The organism is Acinetobacter sp. Tol 5 (genome assembly GCF_019702905.1).
Classification (GTDB): domain Bacteria; phylum Pseudomonadota; class Gammaproteobacteria; order Pseudomonadales; family Moraxellaceae; genus Acinetobacter; species Acinetobacter bereziniae.
Genome location: NZ_AP024708.1, coordinates 3,007,719 through 3,025,593, shown reverse-complemented (window position 1 = coordinate 3,025,593; position 17,875 = coordinate 3,007,719). Strand labels below are relative to the sequence as shown.

17 protein-coding genes are annotated in these 17,875 nt (G+C 36.6%); 10 read left to right on the top strand and 7 right to left on the bottom strand.

What is annotated here, in order from left to right:
• The first annotated feature begins 6 nt into the window (after window positions 1-6).
• From TOL5_RS14060 to TOL5_RS14045, 4 genes are all read left to right on the top strand, one after another.
• A complete protein-coding gene (locus tag TOL5_RS14060) occupies window positions 7-2,475 on the top strand; it encodes a CSLREA domain-containing protein (protein ID WP_151780785.1) in 2,469 nt (822 codons plus the stop codon).
• Between the two features lie 168 nt (window positions 2,476-2,643).
• The gene (locus TOL5_RS14055; protein ID WP_151780784.1) at window positions 2,644-3,426 is read left to right on the top strand and encodes a tellurium resistance protein; all 783 of its coding nucleotides are present in this window, start codon (window positions 2,644-2,646) and stop codon (window positions 3,424-3,426) included.
• A gap of 54 nt (window positions 3,427-3,480) precedes the next feature.
• The gene (locus tag TOL5_RS14050; protein ID WP_085944247.1) at window positions 3,481-4,590 is read left to right on the top strand and encodes a toxic anion resistance protein; all 1,110 of its coding nucleotides are present in this window, start codon (window positions 3,481-3,483) and stop codon (window positions 4,588-4,590) included.
• Between the two features lie 48 nt (window positions 4,591-4,638).
• Complete coding sequence (locus tag TOL5_RS14045; protein ID WP_151780783.1) at window positions 4,639-5,556, top strand: hypothetical protein; 918 nt, start codon at window positions 4,639-4,641, stop codon at window positions 5,554-5,556.
• A 91-nt stretch (window positions 5,557-5,647) separates the two neighbouring features.
• Here TOL5_RS14045 and TOL5_RS14040 read toward each other — a convergent pair whose 3' ends face one another.
• Window positions 5,648-6,268: a DsbA family oxidoreductase gene (locus TOL5_RS14040; protein WP_004831448.1), complete on the bottom strand. Its 621-nt coding sequence runs from the start codon at window positions 6,266-6,268 to the stop codon at window positions 5,648-5,650.
• 406 nt (window positions 6,269-6,674) lie between these two features.
• Here TOL5_RS14040 and ahpF point away from each other — a divergent pair, with 406 nt between their 5' ends.
• Window positions 6,675-8,240: an alkyl hydroperoxide reductase subunit F gene (gene ahpF, locus TOL5_RS14035; RefSeq protein ID WP_009584885.1), complete on the top strand. Its 1,566-nt coding sequence runs from the start codon at window positions 6,675-6,677 to the stop codon at window positions 8,238-8,240.
• 124 nt (window positions 8,241-8,364) lie between these two features.
• Here ahpF and TOL5_RS14030 read toward each other — a convergent pair whose 3' ends face one another.
• On the bottom strand, window positions 8,365-9,051 hold the full coding sequence (locus tag TOL5_RS14030; protein WP_151780781.1) for an FMN-dependent NADH-azoreductase: 687 nt from the start codon (window positions 9,049-9,051) through the stop codon (window positions 8,365-8,367).
• A gap of 114 nt (window positions 9,052-9,165) precedes the next feature.
• Here TOL5_RS14030 and TOL5_RS14025 point away from each other — a divergent pair, with 114 nt between their 5' ends.
• The gene (locus tag TOL5_RS14025; RefSeq protein ID WP_005029950.1) at window positions 9,166-10,050 is read left to right on the top strand and encodes a LysR substrate-binding domain-containing protein; all 885 of its coding nucleotides are present in this window, start codon (window positions 9,166-9,168) and stop codon (window positions 10,048-10,050) included.
• A gap of 185 nt (window positions 10,051-10,235) precedes the next feature.
• On the opposite strand, the gene TOL5_RS14020 is transcribed toward TOL5_RS14025, so the two are convergent.
• The 3 genes from TOL5_RS14020 to arsC form a co-directional block, all read right to left on the bottom strand.
• Window positions 10,236-10,487: a YfhL family 4Fe-4S dicluster ferredoxin gene (locus TOL5_RS14020; RefSeq protein WP_004831442.1), complete on the bottom strand. Its 252-nt coding sequence runs from the start codon at window positions 10,485-10,487 to the stop codon at window positions 10,236-10,238.
• Window positions 10,488-10,496: 9 nt separating this feature from the next.
• Window positions 10,497-11,897, bottom strand: coding sequence for a tRNA 5-hydroxyuridine modification protein YegQ (gene yegQ / locus TOL5_RS14015; protein ID WP_004831441.1), 1,401 nt, complete (start codon window positions 11,895-11,897; stop codon window positions 10,497-10,499).
• Window positions 11,898-12,061: 164 nt separating this feature from the next.
• Entirely contained in the window at window positions 12,062-12,490 is a 429-nt protein-coding gene (gene arsC, locus TOL5_RS14010; protein WP_004831440.1) for an arsenate reductase (glutaredoxin), read from the bottom strand.
• A 102-nt stretch (window positions 12,491-12,592) separates the two neighbouring features.
• Here arsC and TOL5_RS14005 point away from each other — a divergent pair, with 102 nt between their 5' ends.
• Entirely contained in the window at window positions 12,593-12,916 is a 324-nt protein-coding gene (locus tag TOL5_RS14005; RefSeq protein ID WP_151780779.1) for an ArsR/SmtB family transcription factor, read from the top strand.
• Window positions 12,917-12,949: 33 nt separating this feature from the next.
• The gene (gene arsB, locus TOL5_RS14000; RefSeq protein ID WP_171496485.1) at window positions 12,950-13,978 is read left to right on the top strand and encodes an ACR3 family arsenite efflux transporter; all 1,029 of its coding nucleotides are present in this window, start codon (window positions 12,950-12,952) and stop codon (window positions 13,976-13,978) included.
• Between the two features lie 65 nt (window positions 13,979-14,043).
• On the opposite strand, the gene TOL5_RS13995 is transcribed toward arsB, so the two are convergent.
• Window positions 14,044-14,448 (bottom strand): Cd(II)/Pb(II)-responsive transcriptional regulator, encoded by a 405-nt coding sequence (locus TOL5_RS13995; protein ID WP_004831437.1) that lies wholly within the window; start codon window positions 14,446-14,448, stop codon window positions 14,044-14,046.
• A 173-nt stretch (window positions 14,449-14,621) separates the two neighbouring features.
• Here TOL5_RS13995 and TOL5_RS13990 point away from each other — a divergent pair, with 173 nt between their 5' ends.
• Window positions 14,622-15,263, top strand: a complete 642-nt coding sequence (locus TOL5_RS13990) for a cation transporter (protein WP_042090219.1) — start codon at window positions 14,622-14,624, stop codon at window positions 15,261-15,263.
• 347 nt (window positions 15,264-15,610) lie between these two features.
• Here TOL5_RS13990 and TOL5_RS13985 read toward each other — a convergent pair whose 3' ends face one another.
• On the bottom strand, window positions 15,611-16,459 hold the full coding sequence (locus TOL5_RS13985) for a hypothetical protein (protein WP_005029939.1): 849 nt from the start codon (window positions 16,457-16,459) through the stop codon (window positions 15,611-15,613).
• Window positions 16,460-16,718: 259 nt separating this feature from the next.
• Here TOL5_RS13985 and TOL5_RS13980 point away from each other — a divergent pair, with 259 nt between their 5' ends.
• A complete protein-coding gene (locus TOL5_RS13980; protein WP_005029937.1) occupies window positions 16,719-17,288 on the top strand; it encodes a TetR/AcrR family transcriptional regulator in 570 nt (189 codons plus the stop codon).
• Window positions 17,289-17,875 lie beyond the last annotated feature (587 nt).

Genomic DNA, 17,875 nt, shown 5'->3' with positions numbered 1-17,875 from the left:
TTAACGATGAAAAACTATAAAAAAGGATTTCTGACACTTGTTATATTGTCGACCATGTCATTAATGGCGGCAGAAGATAAAACGATTTATGTCACGACTTTTGATGATGAAGATGGGACAAATCCTGACAAGTGTTCTTTGAGAGAAGCATTACACGCTGCTGCCATACACAAAGCTTATGGTGGCTGTAGTGCTGGGCAAATATATTCAACAGTGCCGAACGTGATTCAGTTAGAAGCAGGTGAGTATAAGTTAAACAAAGAGTTAAGACCAAATTCTGATGTCTCTATCGTTGGAAAAGAACCAGGAGACTACAGTCGCCCTGATGTACTCACCAACCAATTTCCTGCGGCAACGCCAATCAAAACCACAATTTCTGGTCAAGGCAATTCACGTATTTTTAATACCATCTATGAAAATAAGCCAGGCTTAGTGCTCAATGATTTAATTTTAAAGGATGGTTCAAGTTTAGGTGACAGTAATTACAGTGTTGGTGGGGCAATTTATGCAGGTGGAGCACTGACTTTAAATAATGTCAATATCCTGAATTCCAAGGCAAAAGTAGGTGGTGCGATTTATTTAAATGATGTGACCAGTTCACTCAATATAAATTATGGTGTTATTGATGGGAATAGTGCGGATCAAGGCAGTGTACTTGGGATGACGTGCTCAGATAATTTGGGATTTACGACACGTACCATTGGAATTAACTATGCAAGTTTTCTGAGAAATGGATCCGAAAATAGCCTAAGTATGTTTAGCTTTTGTGGACAACCTGCTATTACACTCACCGCAAATACCATTACTGATAATATAGCAAATTCAAATCAAGGCAGCATTATTCAATTTACGCAGAAGACGCCTCAAGGTAATGTGAGTTTAGGTAACTACGCAACATTGTCTTTAACCAGCAATACGATTGTCAAAAACACAGCTTGGTCAACATTGTTATATGGTTTTAATGGTGTAAAAGCATTAAGTAATAATATTTTGGCCTACAATACTGGCAAGTCTTGTCGTTATGCAGATGGTGATGTCAGCAAGGTTGAAAAAACAAGTGTTGTATTGAACTATAATGCTTTGACAATGTCTGCTGGAAATGATCAATGCGAAGTTGCAGAAGAAGTTAGGAAAGATGGCAAAGACAATACCTTTGACGTCAGCAATATTAACTTCTCAACACTTTTAAATGAACTTGAGCCACCTACTGAATCTACTGGTTTTATGCCGATGTATTTTCCTAAAAACTTGGGGACAGACAAAGATTTGGTGGATATCGGTTATACAGGCTGTAGTGGTAAAGATCAGCGTGGTGTAACTCGTGTCATTGCAGAAAATTCGAATGGCATAAATGATGTTGCCAACTCTTGTGATATCGGCTCAACTGAGGTTTTACGCTTAACAGCGAATAATCTTAGCGCAACTAATAGTTCTGTCGTACAAATGTTGAACTCGTATCAAACTGTACTGGATAATTATAATAAGTTATTGGAAGATCCAGCGACCAATAAAGATTATATACCTTTCTATAAAATACAAGTTGAAACCTATAGTAATTTAATCAAATACACCAAATCTGATCAGAAATATCGGACAATATTTGTGGATCCTTTTGCCGCGAATCTTCCTGCTGAGATTGTAACGAAAAATGCAACTGGTCAAGATACACGTGTAGTAAAACATTTAAATACGGATAACTATACAGTAACTGTAAAAGCGCTTGGTGTAGGCACATTGAATGATAAAAAGGTATTTGTAGGCAAAGAAGATCCAAACTTTAAATGTGAATGGAATCCAAATCTGAAGAGAATCATGTTATGGCGTATCAATGATAATGTTACACCATCAGGTGATAATGAGTTCTGTAGTTATCAGTTGCAATTAATTGCAGATCCAAGCATAAAATCTTCAGCGTATATCATTGGAAGTTTCACCAATATTGCACCGATTACAAAAGATGTGACTTTGAATATTGAATATGGTTCAACCAAACCATTAGATGTTGATTTACTGCAATATGCCAATGATGACGGTGATGGAAATGTTGCAGCCTTAACAGCAAAACCGAATAAACCAAAATTCTATGTCAATCCAGAAGGGATTGAGCTACCTATTCGAATTGCAAATACCATTGACCCTGTGGTGATTACAGCAGATCGTAGTGGACCATGTCCTGGCGATGACGGTAAATATACCTGCTATGGTGGTAAGATTCATATTCAGCTCAGGAGCACACTTGACCCATTCAGTTATAAATTTACTTACTATGTGTATGATGCTGATGGAAAAATTTCTAATTCAGCAACGGCTGATACGAGTGGTAACAGTGCATCAACTGTTATTTTGCAAAACTCTGGAACAGCACCAGGCAGTCCACGTGTCAGTGGTGGTGGGGCGTTTGGATGGGTGAGTTTATTTGGTTTGTTTGGATTGGTCGGGTATCGTCGCTATCAGATGCATAAACAAGCGAAATAACGATTGAGGTTTATAAAACCAGCTTTTCGAAGCTGGTTTTTTTATATCTGTATATTTTTTGCTATTTAGTTAGGCTTTAAGCTGAATTTGTATTATAAGTTTTAATTAGACAGGGTGAGTCTGATGATTGCCCTTAAATCATTGAAAAATTATTCATTTTGAACTGATATGAAACAATTTACTGTACTGACTCCACTTGAACAGATTTCTTGTAATGCTGATGAATTGCTTTCAATTAAACGTAATGACCTTGTTCCATTGTTGGATAATCAAACCCGACTCAATTTGTATGCGGATCAATTAATCCAAGCACAGTCGGTACTGTTAAAAGGTATTGATCCGAATTTGACACAAAAGTTAAGTCAAATTATTGCGCAAATTATTGAACAGTTATCAGCATCAAAGAAAAAGTTGAACCAAAGAAAATTCAACGCCATACAAAAATGGTTGGGCTTAGATTTAGAGTTTAGTGTTGGTCAAGTAAAGTATTTAAGAGATTTAGAGAGCTCAATTGATGAAGCCAAACAATTAAGCCAACGATTGCAAGTTGAAATTCAAAAGTCAGAATCTCGTTTTCAACAAGCCAATGGTCTAAGAGAGCAAATGGCAAAATATATTCGTGCAGCACAGGAATTTTTAGATGAATATCCTGTGTTTGTGCAACAACGTCATCCTTTGGATAATTTTTCCGAGCGTTTGTCAAAAAAGATCAACACTTTGCAGACTTTACAAGCCAGTAATGATATTGCATTGGCACAGATGCAGTTAACGCAACAACTTTCCTTAACATTATTGGATCGTTTTAATGAAGCGCAACACGTCTTAATTCCTGCATGGCAGTATCATGTGAAACAGAGCAGTGCACAGAATTCTTTGGTGACGACTGAAGAACTTGATAAAAGTCGTGATAAATTAATTCAATCTTTAAAGAAATCATTAGAAAATAAATAGGGTAGATCTATGAGCGATTCGAATCAGCAACCATTAACAACACAAGCAGATTCTATGACAGCAAAAACAACAGAATCAAATTCTCCACTAGAAATCCAAAAATTTGAACAATTGAATCTCAAAGAGATTGGTTTAAATACAGAGGATTTTAATGAGGTTGTTAATGCCCATAAAGACTTGGCAAATATTAACCATGCAGCAGTTGCTGAGTATGGAAAAAATATTGCAAGCAAGACCTCCTCTTATACTGATGAATTATTGAATCTGGTTAAAAATAAAGACCTCGATGTGACTGGGCAAAAGTTGAATGAAGTGGTACAAGTTGCACAACAGCTCAACACATCGAGTATTTTGAACCAATCAAAAAGTTCAGGATTTATTGGCAGTCTTTTAAATAAGTTTAAAGGCGCAAAACAAAGTTTTGACCAACATTTTAATACCACCAAAGAACAAATTGATTCACTGGTTAAAGAAATTGAAACTTCGCAAACGGGTTTAAAAGCACGTGTAGATACCTTGGACCGTATGTTTAACGGTGTACAGGAAGAATATCGTCAATTGGGGATTTACATTGCCGCTGGGCGGATTAAGCAACAAGAGGTACAACAAGAGATTGCCTCTTTATCTGCTCAAGAACAAGATCAAAAAACCAATCAACGTGTTTATGACCTCAATCATTTAGCCAATAATTTAGAAAAAAGAGTCAGTGATTTGCAAGTTTTGCAACAATCTGCGATGCAAACTTTGCCAATGATTCGAATCATTCAGTCAAATAATATGATGTTGGTTGATAAATTCTATGCCATTAAAAACATCACATTACCAGCATGGAAAAACCAAATTAGTTTAGCGATTTCTTTAAATGAACAACGCAACAGCGTACAACTTGCCAATACGATTGATGACGCGACCAATGAGCTGTTAAAACGCAATGCCGATTTGCTCCATCAAAATTCAGTAGATACAGCCAAAGCCAATCAACGTTCAGTGATTGATATTGAAACACTTGAACATGTTCAAAATACCCTCATTAAAACAGTGAATGATGTGATTCAGATCCAAAAAGAGGGCATGCAAAAGCGTGAAGAGGCTTCAACCCGAATCAAAGCTTTGCAGTCGAACTTACAGCAGTTGGTCTTGGACAATACTGCGCAGCAATCTTGAAATCAATCTTAAATGTGCTCATTGATGTCTTGAATAAAGGTGTAATACTTGACTGAAAAAAATCAACATGCTGTAGATATTCAGCAAATAGAACATGGATTAAAAATGTTGCAACGCCGTAAGTGGAATCTCACGGCAGCAGCAGTGGTACTGTCCGCTGTTGGTGTAGCAAGTTTGATTTCTTTATTTTTTCAGCAGGAATGGGTCTTTAACATGTTTGGGGTGGCTCAACATGTGCATCAATTGCATCTGCCTTATATGGTGGATCAGCAATTAAGAGACGCAATTTATCAACCTGATTATTTGATGAACGCTTTTTCATGGTTGGGTTGGTTAATTTTAAAATTGATCGTTTCTTTTATTGGGGCATTTTTTGTTATTAAATTACTTAAAAAGTTACGATTTTTCTTGGTTCGTTTTCAGTCATTTATACTCAAATTTGTTGCATGGCTCATCGCTTTTATTGTCATATGGTCAGGTTTGACCTATGTACAATATGATCTAAAAGATGAGGGCGATAAAGAACTCAAAGCTTTTGTTCGTTATGATCAAAATATTCAACACAGTAATATTTATCAATATCTCAGTAAATCTGAATTGCCAGAGCCTGTGCAAAATTATTTATTGGCACAGACCGCATTAATGCACAAACCTGTAGATCAAGTGGTTGCAACAGTCTATGCAGAAAAGCTCATCAAAGCAGAGCAAGGCGATCCTCAATTCTTAGAATATGGATTTAAGCCAGAACAGTTATGGACGATTCAACATCAAGTATTTGATCAAGCGGTTTCACCACTTGCCAAAGGCGTTGAAGTTCAAATAAATCGTGCAAATTTTTGGTCTAATATTGTCGAAAAGATATTATGGGGAATTGGGGCAATTGGCTTAGTGTTAGGGTTATTCTTCTATTTGATTGCTTATCGGATGAGCAAACGTTTACAGCGGATCGGTCATCGGATGAGTTAATGTTGTAACTGTGATAGCCCGGATTTCAAGCGAATAAAAAGCACTTTTCACTTTGATGAAAAAGTGCTTTTTATGGTGTGATTGGAATTAACTAAGCTACATCTTTTGCTCGTTGGGTAATGAGTTCCTTGAGTTCAAGTGTATCGAAAGTTTTATCCCAAATTTCACCATCAACTAAATAGTAAGGGGTTGGGTGCTTACCAAAGCTCTGTACATAATGGGTAATTTCAGCCTGTTTATCCGCAACTTCTTTATGCTGAATTGAACGTAGTACCTTATTGCCATCCAGCCCCATACCTTCAATGACTTGTTTCAACACTTCAGGATTAGCAATGTCTTTACCATGCGCAAATATAGCGTGAAATAAAGCTTGGGTTAAAGCGAATTGATCAAAGACATTATCTAAAGCTAAAATTGCCTGATGCGCCAAGCGACTATTGGGCATACGTTTCATATGCTCAATATCAACGGTTAAGTCTTGACTATATGCAGCAAATTTTGCCATATCGAGTTTACGATTTGCCTCTTTAGTTCCGTATTTTTCAGTCAAATATTGGTAAATATCGAGGCCTTGTTCCGGAATTTCTGGTAAAACTTGCACAGGTAATAATTCGATTTTTTTCGCCGTAGGCTGATTCCAATGCTGTTTAAGTTTTTCAAACGCAACATAGCTCATTGGATAGACGATATCGAATACGAACTCTATTTTCATTGTTTTACCTCATCACTGATGTATTTAGAAATTGTGATTAAGTACACGTTGTTGTACTTAATAGGAGAAACGACAACATCAATTTAGCTTAAAACTTTGTGCAATCGTCGCGCACGTTTTTTTGTAGAAAGATGGTCGAAGAAATATTATTTTTATTGAAAATTAATTTAATTTTAAGTTTCGAGGTTGCAATGATTTCGATTGATTTTATCGACAATGCCCCGATATAGAAAAGGAATTTAAAAATTTAAGTATGATAAGGGGGGAAGCAATGATGCATATTAAACAGATAAAGGTTAAACTAAAAAACCGATTGATTTAATGAAAACAAACTGTTTTATCTATTTTTTAAATAGACGTAATATATATTCAACGAAAGAAATTTACTCCCTTGGAGATTGTTAGCATGTTAGATACAAATACTTCTGCTCAATTAAAAACTTTGTTAGAGCGTCTTGAAAGCCCAATTGAAATTGTTGCTTCTTTAAATGGTTCTGAGAAATCAGATAAAATTAAAGAGTTGGTAACAGAAATTGCGGCACTTTCAGATCAAGTCACAGCACGTTTTGATGGTCAAAATGAGCGTAAACCTAGCTTTGGTATCGCAAAAGTAGGTGAGCAACCACGTGTATTCTTCGCTGGTTTGCCAATGGGACATGAGTTCACTTCACTGATCTTGGCTTTGTTACAAGTTTCTGGTTATGCACCAAAAGTTTCTGATGAAGTTTTGGCGCAAGTGAAAGGCTTGAACCTTACAGCAAACTTTGATGTGTTTGTTTCTTTAAGTTGCCATAACTGTCCAGATGTTGTTCAAGCATTGAACTTAATCGCGATTAATAACCCTGGTACGACTGCAACCATGATTGATGGTGCATTCTTCCAAGATGAAGTTGAAGAACGCAAAATTTTAGCTGTCCCGATGGTTTTCCAAAATGGCGAACATATTGGTCAAGGTCGTATGACTTTGGAAGAAATCGTTGCGAAATTAGACAGCGGTGCTGCGGCTAAAGATGCTGAAAAGCTGAATGCTAAAGACGCGTTTGATGTATTGGTGATTGGTGGTGGACCTGCTGGTGCAACATCTGCGGTATATGCCGCACGTAAAGGGATTCGTACAGGTATTGTTTCTGAGCGCTTTGGTGGTCAGGTTATGGATACGATGGATATTGAGAACTTTATCTCTGTACAGAAAACTCAAGGTCCAAAGTTTGGTTCTGATATGGAAGCACATGTACGTGAGTACGGTGTGGACATTATGAACTTACAAAAAGTAAAAAACATTGTAGGTGCGGATCAAACAACCAATGGTTTGGTTGAAGTTGAACTGGAAAATGGTGCAAAACTTGAATCAAAAACAGTCATCTTGTCAACAGGTGCACGTTGGAGAGAAATGAATGTACCTGGCGAGAAAGAGTATAAAACACGTGGTGTTGCATACTGCCCACATTGTGATGGTCCATTATTCAAAGGTAAAAAAGTTGCTGTGATTGGTGGTGGTAACTCTGGTGTGGAAGCAGCGATTGACCTTGCGGGTATTGTTGAGCATGTTACCTTGATCGAGTTTGATACTAAACTACGTGCTGACCAAGTACTTCAAGATAAGCTCAATAGCTTGCCAAATACTACAGTGATCATGAATGCACTTTCTACGGAGGTGATTGGTGATGGTTCTGTCGTGACAGGCTTGAAATATAAAGATCGTGCCACTGATGAACTTCATACCCTTGAACTTGCAGGAATCTTCGTACAAATTGGCTTATTACCAAATACAGATTTCCTAAAAGAAACTGCTGTAGAACTTTCTAATCGAAATGAAATTGTGGTGAATGATCGCAATGAAACCAATGTGAAAGGTGTCTTTGCTGCAGGTGACTGTACAACCGTACCTTATAAACAAATCATCATTGCCGCTGGTGAAGGTGCAAAAGCTTCTTTATCTGCATTTGATTATATTATTCGTTCAGGTCAATAATGACTTGAACAATTTTGAAGTGTAAAGTCAGCATAGTCTCGATGATACTGACTTTAGCACTGTTAAACTGATGGCTTTACCCTTGATAGGAATTGAGTTGCTAACAGCTCAATTCCTTTTTTTGTCATAAATGTTGAATGACTTTATGGGTTGTTTTTGTCTGTAGATTTTTAACGAGTGTTCGGGTTTTTTCTTCAGCAGCAAGTATAGAGTTTTCTAGCAACGTGCCGCCAGTTTCCTGATGTTCAATGGCGATTTCATGAATTTTTTTGATCCCGATAAAATTAAATGCTGTTTTTATAGCAGGCTCTACATGGTTGGCAAAAGGCGCATCAGCTGAATCAAAATCATGTCCACCACGAGCAGAAAGAAGTACCAGATTTTTTTGATCATCGATCAGACCTGAATATGGCTGTGCTTGGGTGATATCAAAAGAATAGGTTTTATTCATACGCACAAGATGATCAATATAGGCTTTTAGATGAGCAGGAGGTCCAAAGTTATACATGGGTACGCCCAGTACAATTACATCCGCCCATTGTATTTCTTCAATCAGTTCATCACTGAGTTTTAAACGTTGTTGTGCTTTTTCTTCGGATTCTGCATAGCCGAATTCAGAAATGATCCATTCTTCATCAATATAAGGTATGGGATCTTGTCCTAAATCACGATACTTAACATCAATAGATGAATCATTTTCACGCCATTGTTGAATAAATAATTCCGTCAAACGTCTGCTTAAAGAACCATGTGGGTGTGTTCCAGAAATACCAGTTCTTAAACTGGTGTCTATTTTAAGTATATTCGTCATATTAATACGCTGTTGTTGATGTATTCATTATGATTTTTATTTAATTTGAAAAAAACGACAAACGATAAAAATACATGTTATAAATGAATTTAATTCATCCATGTGTGTGATTTCATGGCTTTACACAATACACTCGAACAATTGTTGGCTTTTCAATATGTCGCAGAAGAACTGAGCTTTAAGAAAGCAGCAGATCAGCTCTTTTTAACGCCAACGGCTTTAAGCCATCGCATCAAAAAGCTAGAACAGCAATTGAATTTACAATTGTTTGAACGACGCACAAGATCAATTACGCTGACACCTGAAGGGGCTTATTTGTTGAAGCATGTGCGGTCTGGATTTGAACAGATTCAATTTGCTCTACATCAACTTGAACAGCATAAGCAACGACTTTTCACCATCACAACGACACCATCTTTTGCAAGTGAGTGGATCATTCCGCATTTGCCTGAATTGCAACAGCGTTTCCCCAATATTATGTTTCGGGTGCATGCAAGTTATGATTTGGTCAATATGGCTTCTGGTTTATATGATTTAGCGATTCGTTATGGTTCTGGAGGCTATCAACATGTCAATGCTGAATTTCTTGCAACGGATGAATATGTTGCTGTTGGATATGCTTCTTTAGATATAGAATCAATGGATTGGTCAAGCGTACCATTGATTCACTTCACTTGGGGAGATGAATATTGCCCCAATCGTGTTAATTGGCAAAAGTGGTTTGAAAAACAAGGTTTACATATACATGCAGGACAACCACAAGTGTTTTATACGCAGGAAAGCCATGCAATTCAGGCGGTATTGTCAGGGCAGGGTGTGGCATTATTAAGTCGTACCGCAATTGCCAATGACTTAAAGCACGGACGTATGAAAATTGTTTCTGAACATATTGAAACAGCATGGAACTATTATTTATTGACATTGCCTAACGCAGATTTTGTTGTTGAAGAGGTCAAAAGATGGTGCAGAGAGAAATTTTCACAGGATTATTTGGACTAATTCAATAAGAAAAAGCCAAAGTGTTCCCCAAATACACTTTGGCTTCTCCTTAATTTTATTGTTTTACCCTGTTAATGAGCTGCGCTGCCACTGCCCAATTCCATGTTGTTTATTGTTTTTGTTATTTGCTGATATATTAATAAAGCAAAATACGTTCCAAGATCAGCACTTGTTAAAAAAACTTTCTATCCAAAGAAACTTAGATAATGAAAACGATTTAACAATTGCGCTTGGCTTTCAATGTGCTCAGGATTTTGAACGATGCATTCAATAGGACAAACATCTACACAAGTTTGGCGATCATAAAATCCAACGCATTCTGTACAACGTTCGCTATCGATTTCATAAATATCCTGACCCTCAAAAATTGCTTGATTGGGGCATTCTGCAACGCACATATCACAATTGATGCATTTATCAGTAATCATTAAAGCCATTTTGATATCCTATACTGCTTGGTAAGCCAATGATGACGCTGAAATATCAGCAGTTGAATTAGGTAAGTTTCTAATTAATAAAGCATATTGCATATCAACATCCGCAGGGATTGGGATTTCGACAATATGCCCAGATCCTTTTGCATCCACAATAGGCTGTCTCTTTTTGTCCAATATCTGATTAAGCGTAAAGGTGATATTGCCCGATGTTGTCATCAGCTCCAGCGAGTCTCCGACTACAAAGCGATTTTTTACATCAATTTTGATGTAATCCTCATTTCTTTCTAGCACTTCGCCTACAAATTGTTGATGGTCAAAACGAGATGAGCCCGTTTCATAATTTTGATATTCAGCATGCACATGTCTGCGTAAAAAACCTTCGGTATAACCACGATTTGCTAAACCTTCGAGTTGTGTCATCAACGCCCAGTCAAACGGTTTACCCAGTTGTGCATCATCAATCGCTTTACGGTAGATTTGCGCCGTTCTTGCGCAATAAAAGTAAGATTTGGTGCGTCCTTCAATTTTTAAAGAATGGATGCCCATCTTGGTTAAGCGATCTACATGTTGAACGGCACGTAAGTCTTTAGAATTCATGAAGTAGGTGCCATGCTGATCTTCTTCAGCAGCAAACATATCTTCTTCATGACGTTGTAATAAAACCGGCTCGCCAAATTGATGTTGTTGTATGGCGTGTTGCTCGTCGGCATCTTTATTGTTGCAACATACGGATGCTGTCTCCAGTGATTGGACTGGAATGACATCCCCAGATGCATCTTCTGCTGCTTCGTGAATATTGTACTCCCAGCGACATGCATTGGTGCAAGCGCCTTGATTTGCATCACGTTTATTCATATAGCCTGAAAGTAAGCAACGACCGGAATAAGCCATACAGAGTGCACCATGTACGAAAACTTCAATTTCCATATCGGGTACATTCTGCTTAATTTCCTCAATTTCTTCGATAGATAACTCACGTGACAAAATCACACGAGTGAGTCCCATATTTTTCCAAAACTTCACTGTTGCCCAATTGACTGCATTTGCTTGTACAGATAGATGAATCGGCATCTGTGGAAAGTTCTCTCGAACCATCATAATCAAGCCTGGATCCGACATGATGAGCGCGTCAGGTTGCATTTCAATGACAGGTGTAAGGTCGCGAATGAAGTTTTTTAATTTAGCATTATGCGGTTGGATATTGACCACAACATAAAATTTTTTACCCAACGCATGTGCTTCGGAAATTCCAATTTTTAAATTGGCATGATCAAATTCATTATTACGAACTCTTAAACTATAGCGAGGTTGACCTGCATATACAGCATCTGCACCATAGGCAAATGCATAACGCATATTTTTCAGTGAACCTGCTGGAGAGAGAAGTTCTGTAATGTGAGAGATGCGCATAAAAATCTAAAGGCATACTAAAAATATGGTTTTATTGTAAGGGTTTAAAAATAAGATTCAACCTAGTAAAACACTCAGGATTATTAGGTTGATTTGCAGTTAAAAATAAATTAATTCAATCATTTATGTTTAATTTATATTTCTTTTATGCAGGTCGATAAGAATTATTTCACTCTTTTTAATGCTTGATTGATAATAATTTCACCATCTTCTTTAGAAAATGGATGTAATTGTGGGGCAGATAATATATCTAAAACCATTTCAGAAGGACGGCATAAACGAACACCTAATTCAGTGACGACGAAAGGACGATTAATCAGAATAGGGTGTTGCAGCATGAGCTCGATGAGCTGATCATCATTGTATTGTTGTCGTTCTAAATTTAAAACTGTGTAAACTTCAACATTTTTACGTAGTACATCTTTGATAGATAAACCCGATCGTTGGATGAGCTGAATCAACTGTTGTTTGCTGGGTGGATGATTTAAATACTCAATGATTTCTGGCTCTATTCCCGCATTGCGAATCAGTGCAAGAGTATTGCGGGAAGTCCCACAGTCAGGATTGTGATAAATTTTAATTTGAGATGACATAGATTTTAAAGCGCCATAGTGATTTGTGATCTTGTATTTATATATGGATATGCGTATATTCGCAATATTGAATATGGTGAATGAATAAATTGAGCAATCGTTATGCATCAAACAGATTTCTTTAAATGTTTATCTGACCCGACACGTCTAGATATTTTAAAAATGTTGGTGGCAAAAGACAGTGTTTGTGTATGTGAAATCACAGAGGTTTTGAATTTAAGTCAACCTAAGATTTCAAGACACTTGGCTTTGTTGAGAAATCTATCAATTGTATTGGATCAACGAAAAGGGCAATGGGTATATTACCGATTGAATCCTGAACTTCCTGATTGGGCGAATCAAATATTAAATATTATCACCTTGGCAAATCACAACCTGATAGAAAAACATTCAGGTCTGATGAATATTAATCATTGCTGTGAGTAAATCATGATGCGTTTCTCCCAGCAGACTTCGAAAATGTCTTTTCTTGATCGACATCTGACATTATGGATTTTTATGGCTATGGCATTCGGAATTGCTATTGGCATATTTTTCCCGCGGGTATCGACAAATTTAAATCATTTAAGTTTAGATTCAGTCAATATTCCGATTGCGATGGGTCTCATTTTAATGATGTACCCACCACTTGCCAAAGTGGATTATAAAACGCTACCACAGGTATTTAAGGACAAGCGAACACTGCTTTTATCTTTATTGCAAAATTGGTTGATTGCACCGTGTTTGATGTTTGTTTTAGCCATTATTTTTTTACATCAGTATCCTGAATATATGACGGGTTTGATCCTGATTGGACTGGCGCGCTGTATTGCCATGGTGTTGGTATGGAATAATTTGGCTGGCGGTGACAATCAGTACGTTGCGGCTTTGGTTGCTTTCAATAGCATTTTTCAAATTCTCTTTTTTAGTAGCTATGCTTGGTTGTTTCTAGGTATTTTACCTCCGTATTTTGGTGTAGAAGCTAAATTCATTGACGTCGGTTTTTGGACCATTACTCATGCTGTTTTAGTCTATTTGGGCATTCCATTTCTTTTGGGTTTTTTGAGCCGTGTGATACTGGTCAAAATGAAGGGGGTAGATTGGTATACAAATATTTTCATCCCTAAAATCAGCCCAATCAGTTTACTGGCATTATTGTTTACCATTGTGGCAATGTTCAGCTTAAAAGGGGCTGATGTGATTAGTCTTCCTTTAGATGTATTGCGGATTGCGATTCCATTGGTTCTGTATTTTGTACTGATGTTTTTCCTAAGCTTTTTTATGAGTAAATGGATAGGAAATGATTATGCCAAAACAACGGCTATTTCATTTACGGCTGCAGGCAATAATTTTGAATTAGCGCTAGCGGTTGCGATTGCCACCTTTGGTTTGGCATCGCCTGTTGCCTTTACAACGATCATTGGTCCATTGGTAGAAGTTCCAGTTCTGATTTTATTGGTGGGGGTATCGTTGAAATTACATAAAACAGTATTTCAAAAAATTCAATAAACCAGAACTCAATAAATCAGAACTCAATGAAACATAGGACTGAGCGAATAATCGCAGTAAATCAATTATTCAGAGGCTTCGAGTTTTTTGATGATTTGACAGTGATCAATGGTGGTATTTAATGAACAGGACTGACGTAATTGTTGTAATTGAGATTTAAAATTTTGCAATTCATGAATACGCGTTTCGACATGTTGAATATGTTCTTCGATCAACTGATCGATCACTTTACAATCCTGTTCAGGATGCTGAATTTGTTCTAAAAGTTGGGTAATTTCATGTAAGGTCATGTCCAATGAACGACAGCGTTTGATAAAAATCAGTCGTTTTAAGCAATCTTCATCATAGTATTTATAATTGTTTTCTGCGCGATAGCTGGACTGAATGAGCTGTTTTTTTTCATAAAAACGTACAGTATCAGTTGAAAGCTGAGTTTTTTTTGCAAGATCACTGATTAAATACTGCTGCATGATTATTCCTCTATTTTTTGCTTGACCTTGGACTTACTCCATAGTTTTAAATAGCAGTATAGCTTAATTTGATTATTGTCTATACCGCTCTTGCAATTGCATTAAAAAAAAGATCATGAGGTTGCTTGTGCAAAGACAAATCAACAACTGATATTTCACTCAGGAGATATGTCATGGCATGTACATGTAGTCATGAACCTGCACCACAAAAACCGAATAGTAAGTTTAGAACGGCTTTGTGGATTGCTTTATTTATTAATCTTGCCATGTTTTTTGTCGAGCTTATAGGCGGTGCTTATGCACACTCTTCAGCACTATGGGCTGATTCACTCGACTTCTTTGGTGATGCTGTCAATTATGCAGTTTCTTTAGCTGTTTTAGGGGCAAGTTTGTATTGGCGGGCAACGGTTGCATTATTTAAAGGCGCAATCATGGCAATTTTTGGATTTGTGGTAATTGCAAAAACTGTTTATGCATATATACAGGGGATTCCGCCCGAAGCAATCACAATGGGCGTTATTGGTGTCCTTGCTCTTATTGCCAATGTGATTTCAGCTGTTGTACTTTATGCCTTTAGGGATGGGGACTCGAACATGCAATCTGTTTGGTTGTGTAGCCGCAATGATGCGATTGGGAATGTCGCGGTAATTTTTGCTGCAATCGGTGTATTTGGTACGGGAAGTATGTTCCCTGATTTGATTGTCGCAGTGATTATGGCAACTTTAGGGTTAACGGGTGGATATCAGGTGATTAAAAAAGCGAATCAAGAACGTAAACAACATACTGCCTCACAACCAGCTTTAGAGTCGCGTTAAATTAAAGTATAGGGGGATGGGGGATATAAGACCTTCGACTCGGATATGTATGAAAAGCGCATCTTGATTGAGAAACGTGGATCGAAGTGAAAAATATTGATGATTTTTGTTTTTGGTTGAGTTCGTATCCAGAGGGAATATCGACTGAGAAATTCTCACTCAATCGTAATAGTGCAAGTTTTGCTAATAAAGCTTCACTTTGATTTTACTGCTGTCGTTTTAAAGAAATATCCTGCTCACCCTTAATATCGTTGGTATTCATGGCGCCATACCGCAAAATATGATCGCAGTGCCAGCAAATGATGCCAACTAAACATGTTAGATAAAATTTGGCTGATGAAAAAACATTAAATTGTTGCAGTACAAATTTTCATTTTGCTCCAAAAATTATTCCACAGAGCTAAATATTCAGACTGAATTTGCTGTAGATGTTGTTGATTTTCTGATGAGTAGCATTGTGCAAGCAATGTCCAAATATCATCTTGATGATTGTCATCATTGGCGAGTGTTGAAGCCTCCTGGTCAGCCAGACCATGACATGCATAGTAGCCCTCGATATAGATGCTATTATAAATCGCCATATTGTTTCGCAATGCTTCACTAAATTTGATCACCTGTAGTTCTGTGCACGCCAAAATCAGCAGAAGGTCAGCATAAGAGGACAAATGTTTTTGTATATACTCGGCGAGTGCATATGCTTCGATTTGAGTTTTACTTTGATCTAATGGTTCTAGGTCTAACTGCTGCATTAATTTTAAGAAATACACCAGATGAGATTTAGCAGCTGAACTTTGTTCAAGTTGATGGGTATTGAAACCCAATTCATCAATTAAGTTGAGCGACAGCAAGTAACGTGCATAAATTTTTGATGCGATTCTATTTTCTTCTAAGATATTTGAGTTTTGTTCCAACTTGTACGCTTGGTAGATTACCATGCTCAAAGCATCAGTAAAATTTTTAACGATAGCAGTAAAATAATTGATATGGATAAATTTTAATTGATCCAAACTAAATTGGCATTGATGAAGTTGCTCTAATATTGGATGTTTAAATAGAGGATGTTGTTGTGTCAGTCGCTTGAGATGATTTACAGCTTGAGTATTTTGTTGCCATATTTCAGGTTTTAAAGAATTTTGGATGAACTGCAGCAACTCAAGACGAGTATGTTCTGATTGCGTAAAAGAGAATATGTTCATATGCTGCATTGAAATTTTAATTTTACCGTTTTTATCATAGTCAAAAATAAATTAATTTGCTAGCATTAACTCAATTTTAATATTTTATATTTCAGACACTTGTCCTTTGTTCAAGATTGTTTTGTGCAAAAAATCTATGTTGTTGCAAATTTAAGATATAATTCCTATCATATCGTGAAGTAACGCCTATATATGTGCTGCTCTTATAAGCTAATGCCTTAATTTTAATCTTAAATTTTTATACGTTGGGTAAAAATAAATGTCAAAAAAAGAGGACATCATTAATACAGCGCTGAAACTCTTTAATTCTTATAGCTATAATTCTATTGGTATAGACCGGATTATTAGTGAGTCTGGCGTTGCAAAAATGACGTTTTATAAGTATTTCCCATCTAAAGCGAAATTGATTGAAGAGTGTTTAGTGACTAGAAATCATAATTTGCAACAATCACTAGGTGCTGCAATAGCCGAGTGTGATCCTGACGATTATTTATCTCATATTAGAGCTATTTTTGTGTGGTACAACGCTTGGTTTCATTCAGCAGATTTTAATGGTTGTATGTTCCAAAAAGCAGTTGAAGAAATTTCAAAAATATATCCTTCATCATTGCAACCAGCAATTGATTATAAGGAATGGTTAAAAGGGCATTTGAGTCATGCTCTACGTCATTTAGGCATCAAACAAGATGTTCAAATGGCAGGTTTTTTGTCGAGTATCCTTGATGGAATGACGATTCAAGCTCAAATTGATCCCAAGCAAGTGAGTTTAGATGATTATTGGAAAAGAGTAGAAACTTTGATCCAAATGGAATTGGCAGTCGCTTCTTAATATTGAATATTCGCAGGGCAGTTTATGTCGAATTGAAGCTTATGCATAAATTTATGTTCAAGCTTCACTGTCGAATATTAAAATAAAAAAGCGCGATAACTTTATGCTATCGCGCTTTGCTGATAAGTTTCTTATGTACTTAACGCTTATTGCATTCACAATCAACGTTAAGATGATGAGATGCTTAAGCGTCTTCTTATATTTATTTCTTTTACCCTCTGAATGCACATGTCATTCGATTTTATTTCAGCTAAATAGACAGACTTGTCTGTTTGAGTGAATTATAAAGAATCTGTTGTTTTTTACAACAGGTACTTTGTGAATTTGTTTAAACTTTTACCAAATGACTCAGGTTTGGTGAAAATATATCCGATTTCAATCAGTTTTGTCTCTGATTTTATGCTTCTTCAAAAATTATTTACTGACTTTAATCCATATTGAAACAAATATTTATCTTTAATGGATAGAAACGTATTTAATTTTTTGCCAAAGCAAAGTATCCAAAGCGTTGTAATTAATTGTTGCAAATAGCATGAATCCAAATTTTCAATAAAACTGAGATGAGTTGCCGTTGTTATCTAGATTTC

Coding starts and splice junctions, on each gene's coding strand:
- TOL5_RS14060 (WP_151780785.1), top strand. CDS start 7: ATGAAAAACTATAAAAAAGGATTTCTGACACTTGTTATATTGTCGACC.
- TOL5_RS14055 (WP_151780784.1), top strand. CDS start 2,644: ATGAAACAATTTACTGTACTGACTCCACTTGAACAGATTTCTTGTAAT.
- TOL5_RS14050 (WP_085944247.1), top strand. CDS start 3,481: ATGACAGCAAAAACAACAGAATCAAATTCTCCACTAGAAATCCAAAAA.
- TOL5_RS14040 (WP_004831448.1), bottom strand. CDS start 6,268: ATGAAAATAGAGTTCGTATTCGATATCGTCTATCCAATGAGCTATGTT.
- ahpF (WP_009584885.1), top strand. CDS start 6,675: ATGTTAGATACAAATACTTCTGCTCAATTAAAAACTTTGTTAGAGCGT.
- TOL5_RS14030 (WP_151780781.1), bottom strand. CDS start 9,051: ATGACGAATATACTTAAAATAGACACCAGTTTAAGAACTGGTATTTCT.
- TOL5_RS14025 (WP_005029950.1), top strand. CDS start 9,166: ATGGCTTTACACAATACACTCGAACAATTGTTGGCTTTTCAATATGTC.
- TOL5_RS14020 (WP_004831442.1), bottom strand. CDS start 10,487: ATGGCTTTAATGATTACTGATAAATGCATCAATTGTGATATGTGCGTT.
- yegQ (WP_004831441.1), bottom strand. CDS start 11,897: ATGCGCATCTCTCACATTACAGAACTTCTCTCTCCAGCAGGTTCACTG.
- arsC (WP_004831440.1), bottom strand. CDS start 12,490: ATGTCATCTCAAATTAAAATTTATCACAATCCTGACTGTGGGACTTCC.
- TOL5_RS14005 (WP_151780779.1), top strand. CDS start 12,593: ATGCATCAAACAGATTTCTTTAAATGTTTATCTGACCCGACACGTCTA.
- arsB (WP_171496485.1), top strand. CDS start 12,950: ATGTCTTTTCTTGATCGACATCTGACATTATGGATTTTTATGGCTATG.
- TOL5_RS13995 (WP_004831437.1), bottom strand. CDS start 14,448: ATGCAGCAGTATTTAATCAGTGATCTTGCAAAAAAAACTCAGCTTTCA.
- TOL5_RS13990 (WP_042090219.1), top strand. CDS start 14,622: ATGGCATGTACATGTAGTCATGAACCTGCACCACAAAAACCGAATAGT.
- TOL5_RS13985 (WP_005029939.1), bottom strand. CDS start 16,459: ATGAACATATTCTCTTTTACGCAATCAGAACATACTCGTCTTGAGTTG.
- TOL5_RS13980 (WP_005029937.1), top strand. CDS start 16,719: ATGTCAAAAAAAGAGGACATCATTAATACAGCGCTGAAACTCTTTAAT.